This window comes from Lysinibacillus sp. RC79 (assembly GCF_041262405.1).
Lineage (GTDB): Bacteria > Bacillota > Bacilli > Bacillales_A > Planococcaceae > Lysinibacillus.
This window is the reverse complement of record NZ_JBGCCD010000009.1, coordinates 177,631-194,410: the sequence shown is the minus strand read 5'-3', so window position 1 is coordinate 194,410 and position 16,780 is coordinate 177,631. Positions and strand designations below refer to the sequence as shown.

The 16,780-nt window shown below is 35.6% G+C and carries 16 protein-coding genes; 12 read left to right on the top strand and 4 right to left on the bottom strand.

Annotated elements, in window-relative coordinates:
• Positions 1 to 291: 291 nt before the first annotated feature.
• Together ABH968_RS11680 and ABH968_RS11675 are read left to right on the top strand one after the other, a co-directional pair.
• Positions 292 to 660 (top strand): hypothetical protein, encoded by a 369-nt coding sequence (locus ABH968_RS11680; protein WP_370044191.1) that lies wholly within the window; start codon positions 292 to 294, stop codon positions 658 to 660.
• A 280-nt stretch (positions 661 to 940) separates the two neighbouring features.
• Positions 941 to 1,093, top strand: a complete 153-nt coding sequence (locus ABH968_RS11675) for a hypothetical protein (protein ID WP_370044190.1) — start codon at positions 941 to 943, stop codon at positions 1,091 to 1,093.
• A gap of 372 nt (positions 1,094 to 1,465) precedes the next feature.
• Here the strand turns inward: ABH968_RS11675 and ABH968_RS11670 are convergent, their stop codons facing one another.
• Positions 1,466 to 1,720: a hypothetical protein gene (locus ABH968_RS11670; protein ID WP_370044189.1), complete on the bottom strand. Its 255-nt coding sequence runs from the start codon at positions 1,718 to 1,720 to the stop codon at positions 1,466 to 1,468.
• Between the two features lie 98 nt (positions 1,721 to 1,818).
• Here ABH968_RS11670 and ABH968_RS11665 point away from each other — a divergent pair, with 98 nt between their 5' ends.
• The gene (locus tag ABH968_RS11665; RefSeq protein ID WP_370044188.1) at positions 1,819 to 1,971 is read left to right on the top strand and encodes a hypothetical protein; all 153 of its coding nucleotides are present in this window, start codon (positions 1,819 to 1,821) and stop codon (positions 1,969 to 1,971) included.
• Positions 1,972 to 2,643: 672 nt separating this feature from the next.
• Here the strand turns inward: ABH968_RS11665 and ABH968_RS11660 are convergent.
• Positions 2,644 to 3,093 carry a DinB family protein gene (locus tag ABH968_RS11660; protein ID WP_370044187.1) on the bottom strand — a complete coding sequence of 150 codons (450 nt, stop codon included), beginning with the start codon at positions 3,091 to 3,093 and terminating at the stop codon, positions 2,644 to 2,646.
• 227 nt (positions 3,094 to 3,320) lie between these two features.
• Between ABH968_RS11660 and ABH968_RS11655 the strand changes: the two genes are divergently transcribed.
• From ABH968_RS11655 to ABH968_RS11645, 3 genes are all read left to right on the top strand, one after another.
• Positions 3,321 to 3,830 (top strand): MepB family protein, encoded by a 510-nt coding sequence (locus ABH968_RS11655; protein ID WP_370044186.1) that lies wholly within the window; start codon positions 3,321 to 3,323, stop codon positions 3,828 to 3,830.
• A gap of 82 nt (positions 3,831 to 3,912) precedes the next feature.
• On the top strand, positions 3,913 to 4,218 hold the full coding sequence (locus tag ABH968_RS11650) for a hypothetical protein (protein WP_370044185.1): 306 nt from the start codon (positions 3,913 to 3,915) through the stop codon (positions 4,216 to 4,218).
• 606 nt (positions 4,219 to 4,824) lie between these two features.
• Positions 4,825 to 6,000, top strand: a complete 1,176-nt coding sequence (locus tag ABH968_RS11645; protein WP_370044202.1) for an oxalate decarboxylase family bicupin — start codon at positions 4,825 to 4,827, stop codon at positions 5,998 to 6,000.
• A gap of 58 nt (positions 6,001 to 6,058) precedes the next feature.
• Here ABH968_RS11645 and ABH968_RS11640 read toward each other — a convergent pair whose 3' ends face one another.
• Positions 6,059 to 7,210: an MFS transporter gene (locus tag ABH968_RS11640; RefSeq protein WP_370044184.1), complete on the bottom strand. Its 1,152-nt coding sequence runs from the start codon at positions 7,208 to 7,210 to the stop codon at positions 6,059 to 6,061.
• Between the two features lie 102 nt (positions 7,211 to 7,312).
• Between ABH968_RS11640 and yeiL the strand changes: the two genes are divergently transcribed.
• Positions 7,313 to 7,975 carry a transcriptional regulator YeiL gene (gene yeiL, locus ABH968_RS11635; RefSeq protein WP_370044183.1) on the top strand — a complete coding sequence of 221 codons (663 nt, stop codon included), beginning with the start codon at positions 7,313 to 7,315 and terminating at the stop codon, positions 7,973 to 7,975.
• 5 nt (positions 7,976 to 7,980) lie between these two features.
• Here yeiL and ABH968_RS11630 read toward each other — a convergent pair whose 3' ends face one another.
• On the bottom strand, positions 7,981 to 8,271 hold the full coding sequence (locus ABH968_RS11630; protein WP_370044182.1) for a hypothetical protein: 291 nt from the start codon (positions 8,269 to 8,271) through the stop codon (positions 7,981 to 7,983).
• Positions 8,272 to 8,780: 509 nt separating this feature from the next.
• Between ABH968_RS11630 and ABH968_RS11625 the strand changes: the two genes are divergently transcribed.
• The 5 genes from ABH968_RS11625 to ABH968_RS11605 all read left to right on the top strand — a co-directional run bounded on the left by ABH968_RS11625 (position 8,781) and on the right by ABH968_RS11605 (position 16,579).
• Positions 8,781 to 9,761, top strand: a complete 981-nt coding sequence (locus ABH968_RS11625) for a diaminopimelate dehydrogenase (RefSeq protein ID WP_370044181.1) — start codon at positions 8,781 to 8,783, stop codon at positions 9,759 to 9,761.
• A 345-nt stretch (positions 9,762 to 10,106) separates the two neighbouring features.
• Positions 10,107 to 11,069: a hypothetical protein gene (locus ABH968_RS11620; protein WP_370044180.1), complete on the top strand. Its 963-nt coding sequence runs from the start codon at positions 10,107 to 10,109 to the stop codon at positions 11,067 to 11,069.
• A 196-nt stretch (positions 11,070 to 11,265) separates the two neighbouring features.
• On the top strand, positions 11,266 to 12,201 hold the full coding sequence (locus tag ABH968_RS11615; RefSeq protein WP_370044179.1) for an alpha/beta fold hydrolase: 936 nt from the start codon (positions 11,266 to 11,268) through the stop codon (positions 12,199 to 12,201).
• Positions 12,202 to 12,610: 409 nt separating this feature from the next.
• Positions 12,611 to 13,114 carry a GrpB family protein gene (locus tag ABH968_RS11610; RefSeq protein ID WP_370044178.1) on the top strand — a complete coding sequence of 168 codons (504 nt, stop codon included), beginning with the start codon at positions 12,611 to 12,613 and terminating at the stop codon, positions 13,112 to 13,114.
• 276 nt (positions 13,115 to 13,390) lie between these two features.
• Positions 13,391 to 16,579, top strand: coding sequence for a BTAD domain-containing putative transcriptional regulator (locus ABH968_RS11605; RefSeq protein WP_370044177.1), 3,189 nt, complete (start codon positions 13,391 to 13,393; stop codon positions 16,577 to 16,579).
• The last annotated feature ends 201 nt before the right edge of the window (positions 16,580 to 16,780 follow it).

Sequence of the window (16,780 nt, the reverse complement as noted above, 5' to 3'; positions counted from 1 at the left end):
GAATTTAAATAAGCTGCCGCCTGCAAAATACAGACAGCAGCTTCAGAAAGTTGCCTAACCTTTTTTAAAATGTCCTTTACAAAGGGTACATATTAATATCTGGCTGACCTTATAATACGAACGAAGCAGGTTAGTTCAATAAGTGCTCTCTTAATTCCACCAAAATAAATATGCTTATGAAGTCTCAACTCGAGGCTTTTAATTTTTACTCTTTTAATTGAAGAAGGATTATAAATAGTATAAACTAATATTTGGGATATTTTAACAAATTGACCAAGGAGGTTACAAGGATTGAAGAAATATTTATATGCGGGAATTTTACTTGGAACTATTGTTTTAACAGGGTGTAGTGGAAATGAGGAAATAAAAGGACAGTTAAAAGAAGAAATAACAGAAGGTTTTAGTGAAGGACAAGCAGTGGAAATTGAGTCTTTATCTAATAAAGCTTTTAAGTTGGAGCTAACTCAAGAGAAAAAAGAAGAGCTTTACAATCAATATGTTGAAATTGTTGCTGAGGTATCTGCACTATATCCGAATGAAGGGATTTTTATAGAACCTTTGAATAAGTTTAAAGATGAATATTTCATGGAACCTGAAGATTACAGAGAATTTGTAATTAATTTAACTACTTCGTACATTGTGGTAGAACCTGAAACATAAGGCGGCATTAAGACGATAAAGGAGAAGTTGTATCGGTAGCTTAAATTAAGTGGGTAAGGCAAGAGAGGCACTCATGATTTCATTGGTGGGAATAATGTTAGTAGAGAATAAATTTTACGGGTGCTTTACTTGAAGACCATTGAGCTGCTTAGACAGCTCTTTTTTCTTATTGTACTAACGAAGCAGGATAGTTCAACAAGGGGAATTGTGGAATATTAAACAAGGTCCATTATATCGGTTTTCCAGCTTGTATATCCCAAATTGTTAGGAGTGACTACGAATGCGTATCGAAAACAAGAAGGTATACCCTTATTTCCTAATTATATCCATAATGGTAGAAGTTGGTGGACTTGCGAAATCGCAGCTAATTCAGAAATTGCAACAACATGAAGAAAAAGCATCCCCTTTTACACCCTTCACCCGCTTAATTTAATTCTGAATTGAAAATTATTATGGTTCTAGTATAAGATAAAGCCAGGATTCCAGATCGTGGCTTTATCTTCTTGTGTTTATCTACGGTTATTGAGCGACGCATGTTCAATAAACAATAAGGTATTGAATCTCGATATTGTATTTTCAACTACCAGAAATGAGATATACAATTTCAAAGAAATTTTATACAGTAACCACAACTTTTGTAATACTCATACGTCTAAGTATTGAACTTTAAAGAAAAAGGAGGGGAAAAACTTGTCTGTGCATAAAAAAGAGGAAATTGCATGTTGGTATGACCAACATAGCAAATCTAAAATGAGCCAATATCTAAGCACATCTCTTAGATATTGGCTCTGCAGAAGTGCACTTGCTATGGTCGGTTCCAAATAAATGTTGTAACAATATACGGCAAAAGTATGGCAATGACAAAAATGAACAAATTTCCAGATAATCCCATTACTTTCAATTTTCCTTTAGAATACAACAAAGCTAAGATAATCCCTATTATAGGTCCTGTAATTAATACGCTTCGCCATACTATACCTGGAACAAGATCAATATTAAATATGGTTAGTGCATAAAAAAGTAAGTTAAAGATAAAAACATAAATTGATAAATGTTTCATAGCTAGGCTCCTTTTTATCTTCAGACTATTTATAATATACGTATAATAAGGTCGTTAAGTTTCGATCTTGAACTTTTTATTTTTTATGAAGAAGCTTATTGTTAATACGAACTGTTTGGAATTTGAAACGTATTCCGAAAAAATGTGCATTAGAAGAAAAGGTTCTTATTCAACTAATGGGGGCTTTAGTTGAACAAAAATTAAACAACTTTATTATTGATTTTTGTCTACAATCACATTTAAATGGTTAGAAATTAAACAACTTTAAAGAGCCTTACTACAATATGATTTGTAGCGAGGCTCTTATATTTTTAGATCAGAATTGAAATCAGGGCGATGCTTTTATTTTCATTCATTTGTTAAACCTCCTTGAAATTTATAAATTTATTCAATTTTAACGCAATATCACCAAATAATTCCTTATGTTTTCGACAATCTGAGGAATAGATAAAATTCGTGTATGAATCCATAAAACATTCTTAGGATCCAAAGAAATGTTCGGAAATGAAAGAAAATGTGCAATAACATTAAGAAAAGCGTTGCAATAAAGCCACCGCTAAGTTCGAGGAATTCTAGACAACTTTACAATACTAAAAACAAAGCATGTCAATCCGCAAATCAAGAAAATATATGTACTAGTATTGACATGACTTCTAAGTTGTTTGTAAAGATTTTATATGCTCCTATTGAACATAATGCCAAACCACTAACCGAGCTAAGTAATGTTCTATTCTTGTCAGTCAAAAAAGTAGCTTCCAATAATTGGATTGATAATATATTAGCATAAAAGTGGTTATTGGTTAACAATTTTGGTGGTTTTTCCTTGGAGAATGTCATGAAAACAAAGAACCTCAATGAACACCATGAGGGTTAATCGAAAGAAACTGCGCAATAAAGAGGGGAGAATTCCCTTGGTAGCGTAATTAAAATAATGGCTTTTGAAATCCATGAATGCGTGCGATAACAGAGATTTGTCCAACATGGTATGCTTCATGCATGTAAACATGATTAAACAACCAATTTAGTGTAGGTACTGAAGGTGGCGTCCATCCATCAGAAAACTTGGGAACTTCAACCAAATTATTGAGTTGCGAATCTTCTAATGTATGTAGGATCTCATCTGTATAGTTTCTAATTTGAATATAGTTATCTAATATTTCTTTAGCCGGACTATCATCATTAAGATTTAAAATACAATTTTTTTTTAGTCCAATTTCATTAACCCAATAGTCTTCGCTACTTGATATATGAGAAATAATCCAAGCTAGATTATTTGGATAGAAAGCTGATTTCTTAAACCAAAATTCCTCATCAAGATTGTTAAGGTAGGGTATTAAAGTTTTTCTAAGATCATTACGATATGGAAACAGCAAGAAAAAACATCCTTTCTCTTAATACATGTATTTTATTTAGAATGAGCATTCGATAAGAAGGGTTTTTAGTAATTATAGAAAAACTTTATTTCACAGTTTGAGGATTAGTCGAAAGAAAATGTTCAGTAAATCGAAATGGAGAAATAAAGCTTTTTTAATGATCAATTACGGTGACAAATCCGCAGATGATATACTGTATATTGTAGTAAAAGATAAGGAGTAAAACTATGAATAAATTTAAGAAGACGTTAGCATATGTAAATGAATTACTTTATGAACCAAATCATTTAATTGTAAAAAATATCCAAGAAGAAACTCGAAATTCAGATTATGGGGCTGGGATATTTCAGTTAAATTCCAAATCGGTTAGATTTAGAGTCGCAAAAATAACACCTACTAAGATAGGACAGTTTGTTTCCTTTTGGGAAAAGAATGAAGCTAATAAAAACCAAGCATTCTCATATGACAATGCTACTGATTTATTGGTAATAAACACTTTTAATAATAATGGTGATTTTGGCCAATTCGTTTTTCCAAAGAGGGTTCTTTTAAAACAAAACATTTTTAAAACAGCTAATACAAAGGGGAAAATGGCAATTAGAGTTTATCCTAGTTGGGATACTCCCACTAGCAAACAAGCGATAGCAACACAAAAGTGGCAATTACCATATTTTATAAATTTGGACGATATTAATAGTTTAGCAATACATGAACTATTAAAATTATACACTAACTAAAATTGATATCTTTAAGTTTGCGATTCAAATATCTTCTGCACACTTTGAGGAAAGAAACTAATAAAGGGTCACTAGGCTGGAAGTGACCCAAAGTATAACTATAAGAGACTATTTAAACTTATCAACTTTCTTAACTTTCATTGAAGCTACTTCTCCGCAATTCGTACAAATAGTCAAAATGAGTGGTGAACTCGAAAAATGGAGCATATCGAGCTTAATGGGTTTTACTTTTGCCATAGATCCGCCTAATTCACCTTGTGCGAAGGAATCATTACCACAAGCCTTACAAACTAATTTATTGTTTTCTGTATTATTACCTCGTTATGCAATTTATGTAAAATTGTATCGTAAAAAAGTCGCAGCGTCGTCACATGCTGCAGCAAACTAATGAAATGAACAATATGAATATTAAACGAAAATAGAGCGATTTTACATCGCTCAAAAAATACTTTTTTAAAATTTAAATTTGTTGAATATGCCACTGACAAAAATAAAGATAGACTTTAGTAAAGCAGGAATAGATACTCCATTCATCGGCACAACTCCTCATTTTTATCTTTATTATAATATGAAAAGCCACAGCGTTTGTATACGCTACAGCTCAGATTTAAAAGAGAATCAACTTACATTTGTTGATTTCATGAACGAATGTGAACGGTTTTGCGGCTTTAGATTAATATGAGGAAAATTTTAAAAAGGTGGGATAGCAAACTGCAATGACGTTTGGGGCGATGCATAATGTAAGCTATCCCGAAGTAAATATATGTAAAATCGTTTAATAACATTCCAACTGTAAATATGTTGAAAAAGAGATTTTTAAAATGACACCAAGTTAAAGCGTTAGCGATTACTATAGGTATGAAAGAGAAAATGAATTTTTCCAACTTAACGGTTCTTTTCGGGCGCAATCTTTCGAGAAAAGAATAATCCAAGTAAAGAATCCATACATATTTTAATAACGATTTCTTTAAGAAGAGGTGAATCATTGGAAAACATGCCAGATGGCTATTCTTATGTACCGCAACCTATTCGGAAAGATGGGGCGGGTGGGGTGGATAAAGGGCCGAGAGATATTATGAGGGATCTGGAAAATCCTGATATGCTTGTCCCTCCTAAAACAGATGCTGGACTTGTACCAAATTTAAAATTCTCTTTTTCTGATACACATATGGTTTTAAAACATGGTGGTTGGTCTCGAGAAATTACTGTTCGTGATCTGCCAATTGCTACGACATTGGCAGGTGTCAATATGAGTCTGACACCGGGTGGGGTACGTGAGCTACATTGGCATCAACAGGCCGAATGGTCGTATATGCTTCTTGGTCATGCACGCATTACAGCAGTCGATCAAAATGGGCGTAACTTTATTGCTGATGTAGGACCAGGGGATTTATGGTATTTCCCTCCAGGAATTCCGCATTCGATACAGGGTCTTGAAGATGGCTGTGAATTTTTGCTGGTGTTTGACGATGGGCATTTTTCAGATCTTAGTACATTTTCAATATCTGATTGGTTTGCTCATACTCCTAAAGATGTGCTGTCCTCCAATTTTGGCGTTCCTATGAGCGCTTTTAATCATATCCCGAAAGAACAGGTCTATATTTTTCAAGATAAGGTTCCAGTACCTCTAGACACACAAAAAGTACAATCCCCATACGGTACAGTCCCTCAAACCTTCAAACATAGCCTGCTTGCCCAAACTCCTATTAAAACTCCTGGTGGCAGTGTTAGAATTGTGGATTCGACAAACTTTCCTATTTCTAAAAATATCGCAGCAGCGCTTGTCGAGATTAAGCCTGGTGCTATGAGAGAGCTACATTGGCACCCGAATAATGACGAATGGCAATATTACCTTCAAGGTCAAGGGCGTATGACAGTGTTTACAGCAAATGGTGTGGCTAGAACATTCGATTATCGTGCAGGAGATGTGGGATACGTACCGTTTGCAAATGGTCATTACATTGAAAATACCGGTACTGAGACATTATGGTTCCTTGAAATGTTTAAAAGTGATAGATTTCAGGATGTTTCGTTAAATCAATGGATGGCCCTTACTCCATCTGAGCTAGTACAAAGCAATTTAAATATTGGTCCTGAACTTCTTAACGTATTGAGAAAGGAAAAGTGGCCGGTTGTAAAATATCCTGGATTTTCATATTATCCAAGATGAGCATATAGAAAAGCAGGTAGGAAAGATACAAGATCTTATCTTTCCCACCTGCTTGTTTTTAATATTGATATTTATTTCTAGTAGCAAGCAGTATACCGATTGCTGGAACAGTACAAACAAGCATTGCTGCAAATGATAGTCCAGGTGAAATCTCGTATAAATAGCCGCCTAAAAATGTAAGGATCGCTGTACTTAATCCCATTGCTAATGCAGAGTAAAGACCTTGCGCATTTGGAATTTGCTCCTTCGGCAATGTTTTTGTTAAATAGCTGATAAAAGCAAAATGCGCGAGAGCAAAAGAAAATGCATGTAATGTTTGAGAAGCGATAAATACCCAGACATTCGGAAATAGGTAAATGAGTAGCCAACGTAATGAAGAACCGCTTGCTGCTAAAAGTAATAAGGAAGATGAGCGCCATTTTTTAAATAGTGTATCAGCCTTCATAAAGTATAAGATTTCGCAAATTACGGCGATGTTAATAATCATCCCCATGTAGAATGGGTCGACATGTAAGTCACCTAAATATATATAGCCGTAGCTGTAATAAGAAGCGTGTGCGCCTTGCAATAGGATAACGATTAATAAAACAATAGGGAAACCTTTAATAGTCCATAATGTTTTCATCGACAATGATTTTGCACGTTGTTCTTTTGTCGGTACAACGAGTAACTCTTTTGGTGTAGCCATTTGCTGCATCAACAGCATACCGATCAGGCCGACCACCATACTCCAAAAGATAATGTTATTGCCAAATGCACCTGTCAGCATACTAATGATTAATACTGCAATGACAAAGCCAAGGGAACCATAGGAGCGGCTTTTACCATAGTGTACATTTCCTTGCTGTACGAGCGTTGCCGCACTACTTTCAACGGCAGGTAGCAGTGCTGGATAGAAAATGCTAAATAAAAGGGTAACAATAAGAAGCGAGATAAAGCTCGTGCTTAGTAAGTAAAATAAAGTTGTGATTAGGGCACCTATTGCTAGAATACTAACGAGTCGTTTTTTGTGCACATATTTTGCAAGAGTCGGGAAGAAAAATAGATTTGAAGTTGCTCGTGCTAAAAGACCGCAGCCCATCACGACGCTAGCCTGTGAGACAGTAAGATGTTTGGCATCTACAAGCCAACCTGTCCAGTAAGGTAAGAAAATACCCCATGTAAAGAAAAATGCAAAGAAATTTTGGGAAAGCCAACGTTGATTGTTCATAAATTTTACGTACCTCCAATTTAACTATGTTGAATAATAGCACGTTCATCGATACAATAATGTGAGATATCTCACATTTTTTTAAGAGGAGAGAGTAAAATAATGCATATACTGACAGCTGAGGAACGTTCATACTATCTCGATAAATATCCGATTGATGATTTTTTCTCATTCGATATAAATCCATTTCTGGAGGTATGTAAGTTTGACAAAGGCGAATGGATTTTTACAGAAGGATCATTTCCGGATACGCTATACTACATGATTGAAGGGAAAGCGAAAATATATATGACGCATAAAAATGGCAAGGTCTCGCTTATCGAATACCCAGAGGCACCGCGTTTTATGGGTGAAATTGAGTTACTTAATGAGGCGAGATATACGAAGGGGGTTCAGACAGTAACTGAGACGATTTGTTTTTCGATTACACAGTCTTGCAAAGAAAAGTTACTCACGGATGTACTTTTTTTACGTAAACTTTGTGTGTTTTTAGGGGAAAAGGCGACCAAAATGACGTCAAAATATACACAAAATCAAGCGTATCCACTTGAAAATCGACTTGCTGCTTTTATCCAATTATCGTCAGATCAAGGTATCTATAAAGAAAAACATACTGAAATCTGTGAATATTTAGGGGTTTCCTACCGGCATTTATTATATGTACTTGCGCAATTTTGTGAAGAAAAAATTTTAGAAAAGAGAAAGAATGGCTATCACATTATGAATGAAAAGCGTCTTTCCGAATTGGCACAGGAGATACTGTGAGGAAACTACAGCTTATTGTATTCACTTTTTTTAATCAACCAGCGTGCGATTTCCTTGCCGCTATGGTAGAAGTTAACCTCATCGACTCGTTGGTTTTCTACGGAGATATTTAGGGTTTCGTCTATAACGCCAAAAGGGATAACCCTTATACATTGGTGTTTACTGGGTGAAAATCTTCTGTGCTTTGCCTCAGCTTCAATGTGAGCTTTAGCAGATTTTTGTGCATTTTGGAATGGACAAGCAAGTAATTCTCCTTGTTCCAATGTTGTGCTTGGTGAATAACAATTACTTTTCATTCAACATGCCCCCTTTGTCGTTAGTTTTATTGTACAAGACATGCGGTCGGAATAGTCTTCATTTACAAGGCTTTAACGAAAACTTAAAGGTTACTAAATCAATTATGCCTCGGCATAATTGCGTCCGGAATCGGCTTTGTGCTTAGGCCTGCAGATGTTTTTTGCGCGAAAGCGTAGCGGCAGCGGCACCGACGCAGGTCAGTTAGCCGTTATCGCATGGATGCGATGATTTTAGGCTAACATCCTCTTGAACTCCTTTCCGATTTCCATGACATCCGCCGGAGGCTTTAACTTCTTTCAGCGGATGTTTTACACCCGCTGAAAGAAGTTAAGTAAAATGTAATCGTATTCATACCATTTATGAATAGAAATCATAGAAAACTTGTATAATTTCAAGAGAAAAACACGTACTCAAACTATTGTGAATTTTCCTAACACAACGTATTATTGTAATTAGATTTAACGTGAAGGACTTCACATAGTCACGTAATCGTGAGGAGGAATTTTTAATGAGTGCAATTCGAGTAGGTATTGTAGGTTATGGAAATTTAGGGCGCGGTGTAGAGTATGCTATTTCCCAAAATCCAGATATGGAATTAGTAGCGGTTTTCACACGTCGCGATCCTTCAACTGTAAACATTGCAAGTAATGCAAGCGTATATTTAGTGGATGATGCTGAAAAATTCCAAAATGACATTGATGTAATGATTTTATGTGGTGGCTCAGCAACAGATTTACCAGAGCAAGGACCACACTTTGCACAATGGTTTAATACAATTGACAGCTTTGATACACATGCGAAAATTCCTGAGTTTTTCGAGGCTGTAGATGTAGTAGCTCAAAAATCTGGTAAAGTATCAGTCATTTCAGTTGGCTGGGATCCAGGTTTGTTCTCATTAAATCGTTTACTCGGGGAATCAGTTCTACCAGTAGGCACAACTTATACTTTCTGGGGAGACGGTTTAAGTCAAGGACACTCAGATGCTGTGCGTCGCATTGAAGGTGTTAAAAATGCAGTACAATACACATTGCCAATTCAAGAGGCTGTAGAACGTGTTCGCAACGGTGAAAATCCTGAGCTGACAACACGTGAAAAACATGCACGTGAATGTTGGGTTGTACTTGAAGAAGGTGCGGATGCTGCAAAAGTTGAGCAAGAAATTGTGACGATGCCGAACTACTTTGATGAGTATGACACAACCGTAAACTTTATTTCTGAAGAAGAATTTAAAGCAAACCACACAGGCATGCCACACGGTGGATTCGTTATTCGTAGTGGAGAAAGCGGCGCTAGCGAAAAACAAATTCTTGAATTCTCATTAAAGCTTGAAAGTAATCCAAACTTCACGTCTAGTGTTCTAGTAGCATTTGCACGTGCAGCCCATCGCTTAAACCAAGCAGGAGACAAAGGTGCAAAAACAGTATTCGATATCCCATTCGGTTTGTTATCACCTAAATCAGCTGCTGAATTACGTAAAGGACTTTTATAATTTTAACCTATTAAACTACCCGATTATCATATAGTTGATAATCGGGTTTTTCATTTTTAGCAAGTCATTTTGTTAAATCACTATATAGGTAAACTGACAATAATTAGAAGCTCGTCAAAAGCTGGAGATGACAAAATTAACGACTTCACAATCGCTAACTTTGCGTAAAGCGGACTCATCGACACAACAAATCATTGGGTTTTTTTATGGTAATTAATTGTATCTATTGTTAAATAAACCCTATTTTATCCGATATAGTATGTGAATCATATTTAATGAGTAAATGATACAAAGACAGCAGTAAGCTTTCTTAACTAAATTGCAATAAACGATGAGGTGAATGGAGTGCAAATTAATCTTCTATATGAAGGAGCTACTAGGGAATACCATAGACAAGAGGCAATTAGCAATCCTAACCCTGCAAAGGGGCAACCACTTGGCGGAAAAAATGAAATTGAAGTCGAACGTGATGGTAAAGCATATACACTCACTCTATCTGATGAAGTGAAGTATTTAAAAGCTATGACAGAGAAAGAAATCGCAGAGATGGACATGCGATCGGTAAATCCTGATCCTTCCGATGTTTTTTCGTATCGCCCACAGGATCAGTGGCTTATATTTAGTCAATATTTGAGTGACACGGGCTTTTTTACGGGCAAAGAATCACACACAATTGACGACATAGAAAATATGCTGGTAGACATAACGGACGGTCTGGATAATTTGGATATATCCCAGATGAAAGGAAGGGATATTAAAGTAGGACGGACGCCAATTACACAAGAATTAAGTTCTACAGAAGCACAGTTGGAACTTGCTGCTTCAACAGCTGCTTTAAAATTTTTTAGTGAAAAGTATTTAACAGGTGATATGAAACAGGGCTTTGATGACTTAATCGATCAATATGTTAAACATAATGAAAGCCGTGTGATAAATCATGCTTCTCAAGAAGAAAAGTTTTATAGAGGACGTGCGAAAGTATTTGAGACGCGAGGTATGGATGCTTCATCTTTAAGTGCTGAACGTAAGAGAGATTTATCCATTACAAATAAGCTAGGCAAAACAAATTACACAGTAGCAGAAATTACTGGGATGATAGAGAGCTATAAAGAAAAATTTAACACCCTCAAAAATAAATCAGAGGTTGATGCCCTGATGTCTCAACTCCAAAAGCAATATTTGGAGTTTGCGACAAAAGGAATCTCTCCATATGACAAAGACGATGAAGCTGCTAGGGGCTTTATCCAAGATAAATCAGAAAAAACATTTAATCGTATTGCAGATTATTGGAAAAAATTATTGGAATAGGATGCTAGCTTTTATCCACTTAACTGCAGAGTTCTTCTTATTCTTTTTGTAATAACGGTATATAAGTAATATAAAAAGAGAGAGGCCTCGTATGAAGTTATAAGTAGTTTAAAAGAATGATATGCTAGATAGATATGCAAGTGTTGAGATTCTTAAAGAGGTAGATATATCATAGATCGTAAGGTAGGAGAAGAAAATGAAAACTCAATTGTCTAAGTATATAAAAATAGGCTCTTCCAAACAATTTATTTCTATTTTTGGTGAAGATAACAATCTACCTCTTTTAGTTTATTTGCATGGTGGTCCAGGGGATGCCGCTTTACCACTGATTTATAAATATAACTCAGAACTTGGAAAAACGTTTAATGTTGTAGTCTGGGAACAAAGAGGGGCTGGGAAATCCTACTATAAATTTTCTGAAGATGAACAAATATCTATTGAAACTTATATAGAAGATCTACACAGTTTAATTCATTATTTGTTAGAAAAGTTTAAACAAGAAAAAGTGTACCTTTTAGGGCACTCGTGGGGAAGTGTCCTAGGCTTAATTTTCATTAAAAAATATCCACAGCTAGTACATAGTTATTTTGGATGTGGTCAAGTAGTTAACATGAAAAAAGGGTTGAAGAGTCAATATGATTTTGTTCTGAAAGAAAGTCAAGAACGAAATCAAAAAAAGATTGTTCAGCGATTGAGAATTATTGACCTTTCATTGACTCAAAAAGATTGGTTAAACGATTTATTATTTGTTACTAAATTAGTGGTTCGATACAGACATTCTTTATATGGAAAAAGCAATTACAACCAATTGGTAAGGGATTTCATTTTTTCATCAAAGTACACATTTAAAGATTTAATCAATCGCGAAAAAGGGAGTCTACAATCTATACAATATTTGTGGCAAGAGCTCATGGAAATTGATTTTAGTGAATACAAGAGTTTCGATGTACCTATTACGTTTTTTGAGGGGCGTCATGATCGACATGTTTCTTCTTCATTAGTAGAGGATTACTATCACACAATAAAAACGCCAAAAAAACTCATTTGGTTCGAAAACTCAAGTCATTTTCCTCAGTGGGAAGAGTCAATCAAGTTTAATCAGTCTTTGATAAGTATCAAAAAGCAGAGTTAGTTTACAGGCTATTGATTTCTGTAACGTCTGTAATTTATCATCCTTTAAGTGGCGGTAGATCAAGGGTAAAAAACAAAACATGAATCAGAATCCATTTTGATCAATCTTTTCAAAATGGATTCTTTTTAATATAAAGTAAAAGTAACTTTTACAGGTGTAATTGAGGAGAGAAATGCCAAGTACAATGGTTTATGTAATTAAAAACTAAAGGTAGTGATTGTAAATCTTGCGAAGAATCCAGATGAAACATTTCATATTGGCGATAGGGTGAAATTGGGCTATGATGGTAAAATAAAGGATAAAGTACCAATTCGAGTTACTACGTTTACTATAAAATTAGTTTAGTAATATCTACTAAAGTAGTTAACGTTGCAGCTTTGTATAAAAGGATAGATTGGGGGAGTTTTATATGGAAAAAGTAAATTTTTTTAATAGTCAACTATTTCATGAAAATGCTGAGAAAACTTTTTTGATACACGAAAATAAAATAAAAGAATTATTACCAGAGGCTGATATCCAGCATGTTGGTAGTACAGCAATTCCTGATAGCGTGACTAAAGGTGATTTAGACATCCAAGTACGTGTTAGTGCTGAACAATTTTCGAAAGCAGTAGAACTACTATCAAATTTATATGAAAGAAATGATGAAAGTGTCAAAACAGCTACATTTAGGGCATTTAAAGATGATACAAGTGATCCTCCTTTAGGAGTTCAATTAACTGTAATTGATTCTGAGTTTGATTTCTTTTGGAAATTTAGAGAAGTTTTATTGGCAAATAATAAATATCGCGATGCATATGATAAATTGAAGAAAGAATACGAAGCCAAATCAATGGATACCTATAGGGAAGCTAAAGATATCTTTTTCCAAAGACTAATGGAAACTCCCGAGTTTAAGAAATACGATAAATAATGTTGATTATTCATCGGATGGTAAAGGAAACTTGAAAAAAAGTTGGTAACGGTAAAATCAATCAATTTGATAAACCTGGAGCACCAAGCGAAAACTCCTCTCGTGGTTTGTCTCAGCAACAATTACGATACGTGAGTCTTCGCCTTTATTCGATACTTAAATATAAAGAGTTTACAAGATCACCCGCGTTATTTTGATGAACTTATTATTTAAAAGATTTTAACTCTGGAGACTTATAACCTTACATAATCAGTTGAATGGGGAGGTTATCACTAAATGACGACAGACATTATTATTCAATCAAAATGTATTCCGCCGAGTCCGTCCAATCATTGTATTAGTAGAGCTATTTTAATGAGAACATTAAAAAAAAGCCTAGACTATGCTTGCACACTTATTCATAGTGGGGCAGGGTATGGCAAAACAACAATCCTTACACAATTTCTACATGCTCAATCAAATAAATTTTCTTGGTATAGTGTGTCGGAGGAAGATGATAATATATTGCCGTTTTTAAGGCATTTATTTTTTAGTATCACACGAATTGTCCCGGGCTTCGGCCAAGAATTTGATGCATGGGACCAATTATCCCGTTTTCCGAAAATAGAGGAACTTAATCGTTTGTTTAAGCTGTTTGTCAATAGTTTATGTAACATCGAAGGGCCGATGTTAATTGTCATTGACGATTACCATCTCGTTGACCATGAATTTCATATAAATTATGTGATGGAAAAAATAATTGAGTTTTCCCCACCGAATGTTCATTTTATCATCGCCTCTAGAACGTTGCCGAATTGGGATATTACGAGGAAATTAAAGCTACAAAAGAAATTACTCGTTATTGCAGAAGGAGAATTGGCATTTTCTTCAGAGGAGATCGCTGTTTTTTTCGAGGATTACGTTGCAGTGCATTTAACAGAAGATGAAATAGCTAAGGTTTTGGAAATTACAGAGGGCTGGGCAATTAGTATTTCTTTATTAGCTGAGCAGTGGAACAATGAGTCCTTAGCGCATTGGCTAAATATTTCTACCAATGATCTTTTCACCTATTTATCGGAGGAAGTTTATCTGAAGATGTCAGCATTCGAGCAAGAGGCATTATTAAAGCTGGCGATTTTTCCTACTTTCTCAGAGGAGTTGATCACGCAATTTTATGGTATGGAAATAGCGGAGGCGTTAAAACTGTTTGTACAGCGACATTTATTTATTCAACCGATCACAACAGATGGTTTATATCGTTTTCATGCATTGTTCAGTCGATTTTTAGAGCTAAAATGGCAACAAAATGCTCCGCAATATATTGCATTACATAAACAAGCAGCATTGTATTATGTAAAAGAAAACAATATACAAGCTGTTCTTCATCATGCATTTAAAACGAATGATCTTGGTTTTTGTGGTGAACTATTACAAAATCATGCTGAAAGTCTAGTCCGTGCAGGGCAATTTGAGTGGTTATTAGAAAAAATAAATCGATTTACAGCTGATGAAAAGTCGGAATATTACAAACTTTATTATTTTGAAGGTGAGTGCCACCGCTATCGTGCTTATTATGAAAGAGCGAAGCAGTCCTATGAAAATTGTGCAAACATCGCAAAAAGTAAGAATGATTATCTCTTTATGACGAAAGCGCAAGCAGGTTTAGCACATATTTATCTCGATACAATCCAGCCAGCATTGGCAGAGCCTCATTTAAAAAGGGCATTAGAATTAGCAAATCATACGCCGTTAAACGAAGAGGAACTTCTCGAATTGCAACGTCAATATGCTGAAAATCTGGTGAATCTAGGGAAGGCGAAAGGAGCACAAATTTTTACAGATGAGGTTGCTTTGACAGGGGAAGTGCTACAAAGAGCAAATGTCGATGTTCGAATATTGTTAAGAACAGGGCAGCTACTTGAAGCAAAGGACTTGCTGACGAAGAGATTGGAATTACCACCACAGCTTGTCGCGACTCATAGAGAGAGTGAGCTGTTAGCAGCATTCGTCTATGCGTTATTAGGACTGGGAAAGGATGCTTGGTATGCCGCTCAGCATGGGATTCGTAGGGGGTTACGTGAAAAATCGGTATTTATTGAGGCAGTTGGCTATATTCGCAAAGCACATGCTTTATTATTAATAGATTTTCCTGATTATCAAGGAGCCTGTAATGCTTATGAAAAAGCCCTTACATTATTGAATACCATTAATATTTCTCGCGTAAAGGCCGAGCCGTACATGGGACTAGCAATTGTCAAACATGCGCAAGGAGATATTGTCTCTGCTAAAAAATATGTAGCCCTTGGATTACGGGAAACGGAGCAAGTACAAGACGCTTGGATGACCGCTCTTATATTAATCGCTGAAGTTAAAATCATTCTTTCTCAACAGGAATTTGAACGAGCGCGGCAATTATTAATGAAGGCACAGCGACTTTTCAACGACTGTGGCGATCAAAATGGTGAGATGCACGTACTTTTCTTTCAATCTGTCATTGCCTTCAAAGAAAATAGTCCTCAACAATTCAATCATTATTTTCAGCAGTTTGCACAGTTATGCATTACAAATGGCTATGACTACTTTTTACAAAGGAAAACCATTCTCGGTCCACCGAATAGGATGATTTTTTATGAGCTTTTACAATTTAGTAGAAAGTGTGATGGGGAAAATGCCGCTATTTTGACGATGCGTAGTTATTTTCAAGTGGAAGACAATATCGTTTATCCGCATGAGGAAGTCCAGGTGAATTTTTTAGGAAGTCTAGATTTAGTAAGAAAGCATCGAAAGCTTGAGGATAAAGAATGGCAGCGCGATAAATCGAAGGAGCTTTTCATCTATTTATATGGCCATCGTAATCGCTTTACGCCAAAGGAAGAGATTGCACAGGCATTATGGCCAGAGCGGAATGTTGAATCGCTAGATCGGGATTTTAAAGTTGTCTTAAATACGTTATTAAAGGTTCTTGAGCCAAATAGAAATGCGCGTCAGGATAGCTTTTTCATTCAGCGCAAAAATAATATGTATCAATTGCAGCATATTCAGTTTCTGCAAATCGATGTCGAGCGCTTTCTCTATTTTTATGAATTAGGGATGGAGGAGTACGATCCACAATTGTCAAATGAATGGTTGTATCTTGCTGAATCAAGCTATACGGATACACTTTATGCTGAAAAAAAGCAGTTAGATTGGCTTATACAGGATCGTGAAAAGCTACAATCATTATATATTGAAGTACTGGAAAGATTAGCACAAAATATGACGCGGCAACAAAATTATAAGCAAGCTATTTTTTATGCAGAAAGAATGATTCGTGAGGATGCATTATGGGAGGAAGGCTATCGATTGTTGATGTATAGTTACTATCAATTACAAAACCGTTCCCTTGCGTTAAAATGGTATGAAAAATGTGTGCAGCAATTAAAAAAAGAACTAAATACAACACCGATGGAATCGACAATGGTTGTATATGATTTAATAATGGGCTAGTGTATATAGGTATAACGACCATTTTTTTGTAATAACAGCTTATGGATTGGAGTGGAGACTGGGCGACTCCTTGGGGATTAGCAATAGAGGAACGAAGGCTAAAACCATCACATCCTGTGATAACGCCTTCGTGACCAACCTCGTGTTGGCCCGAGACCCTGCAGCGAAGCGGATGTTTTCTGTGCGAAAGCGTAGTGCTAA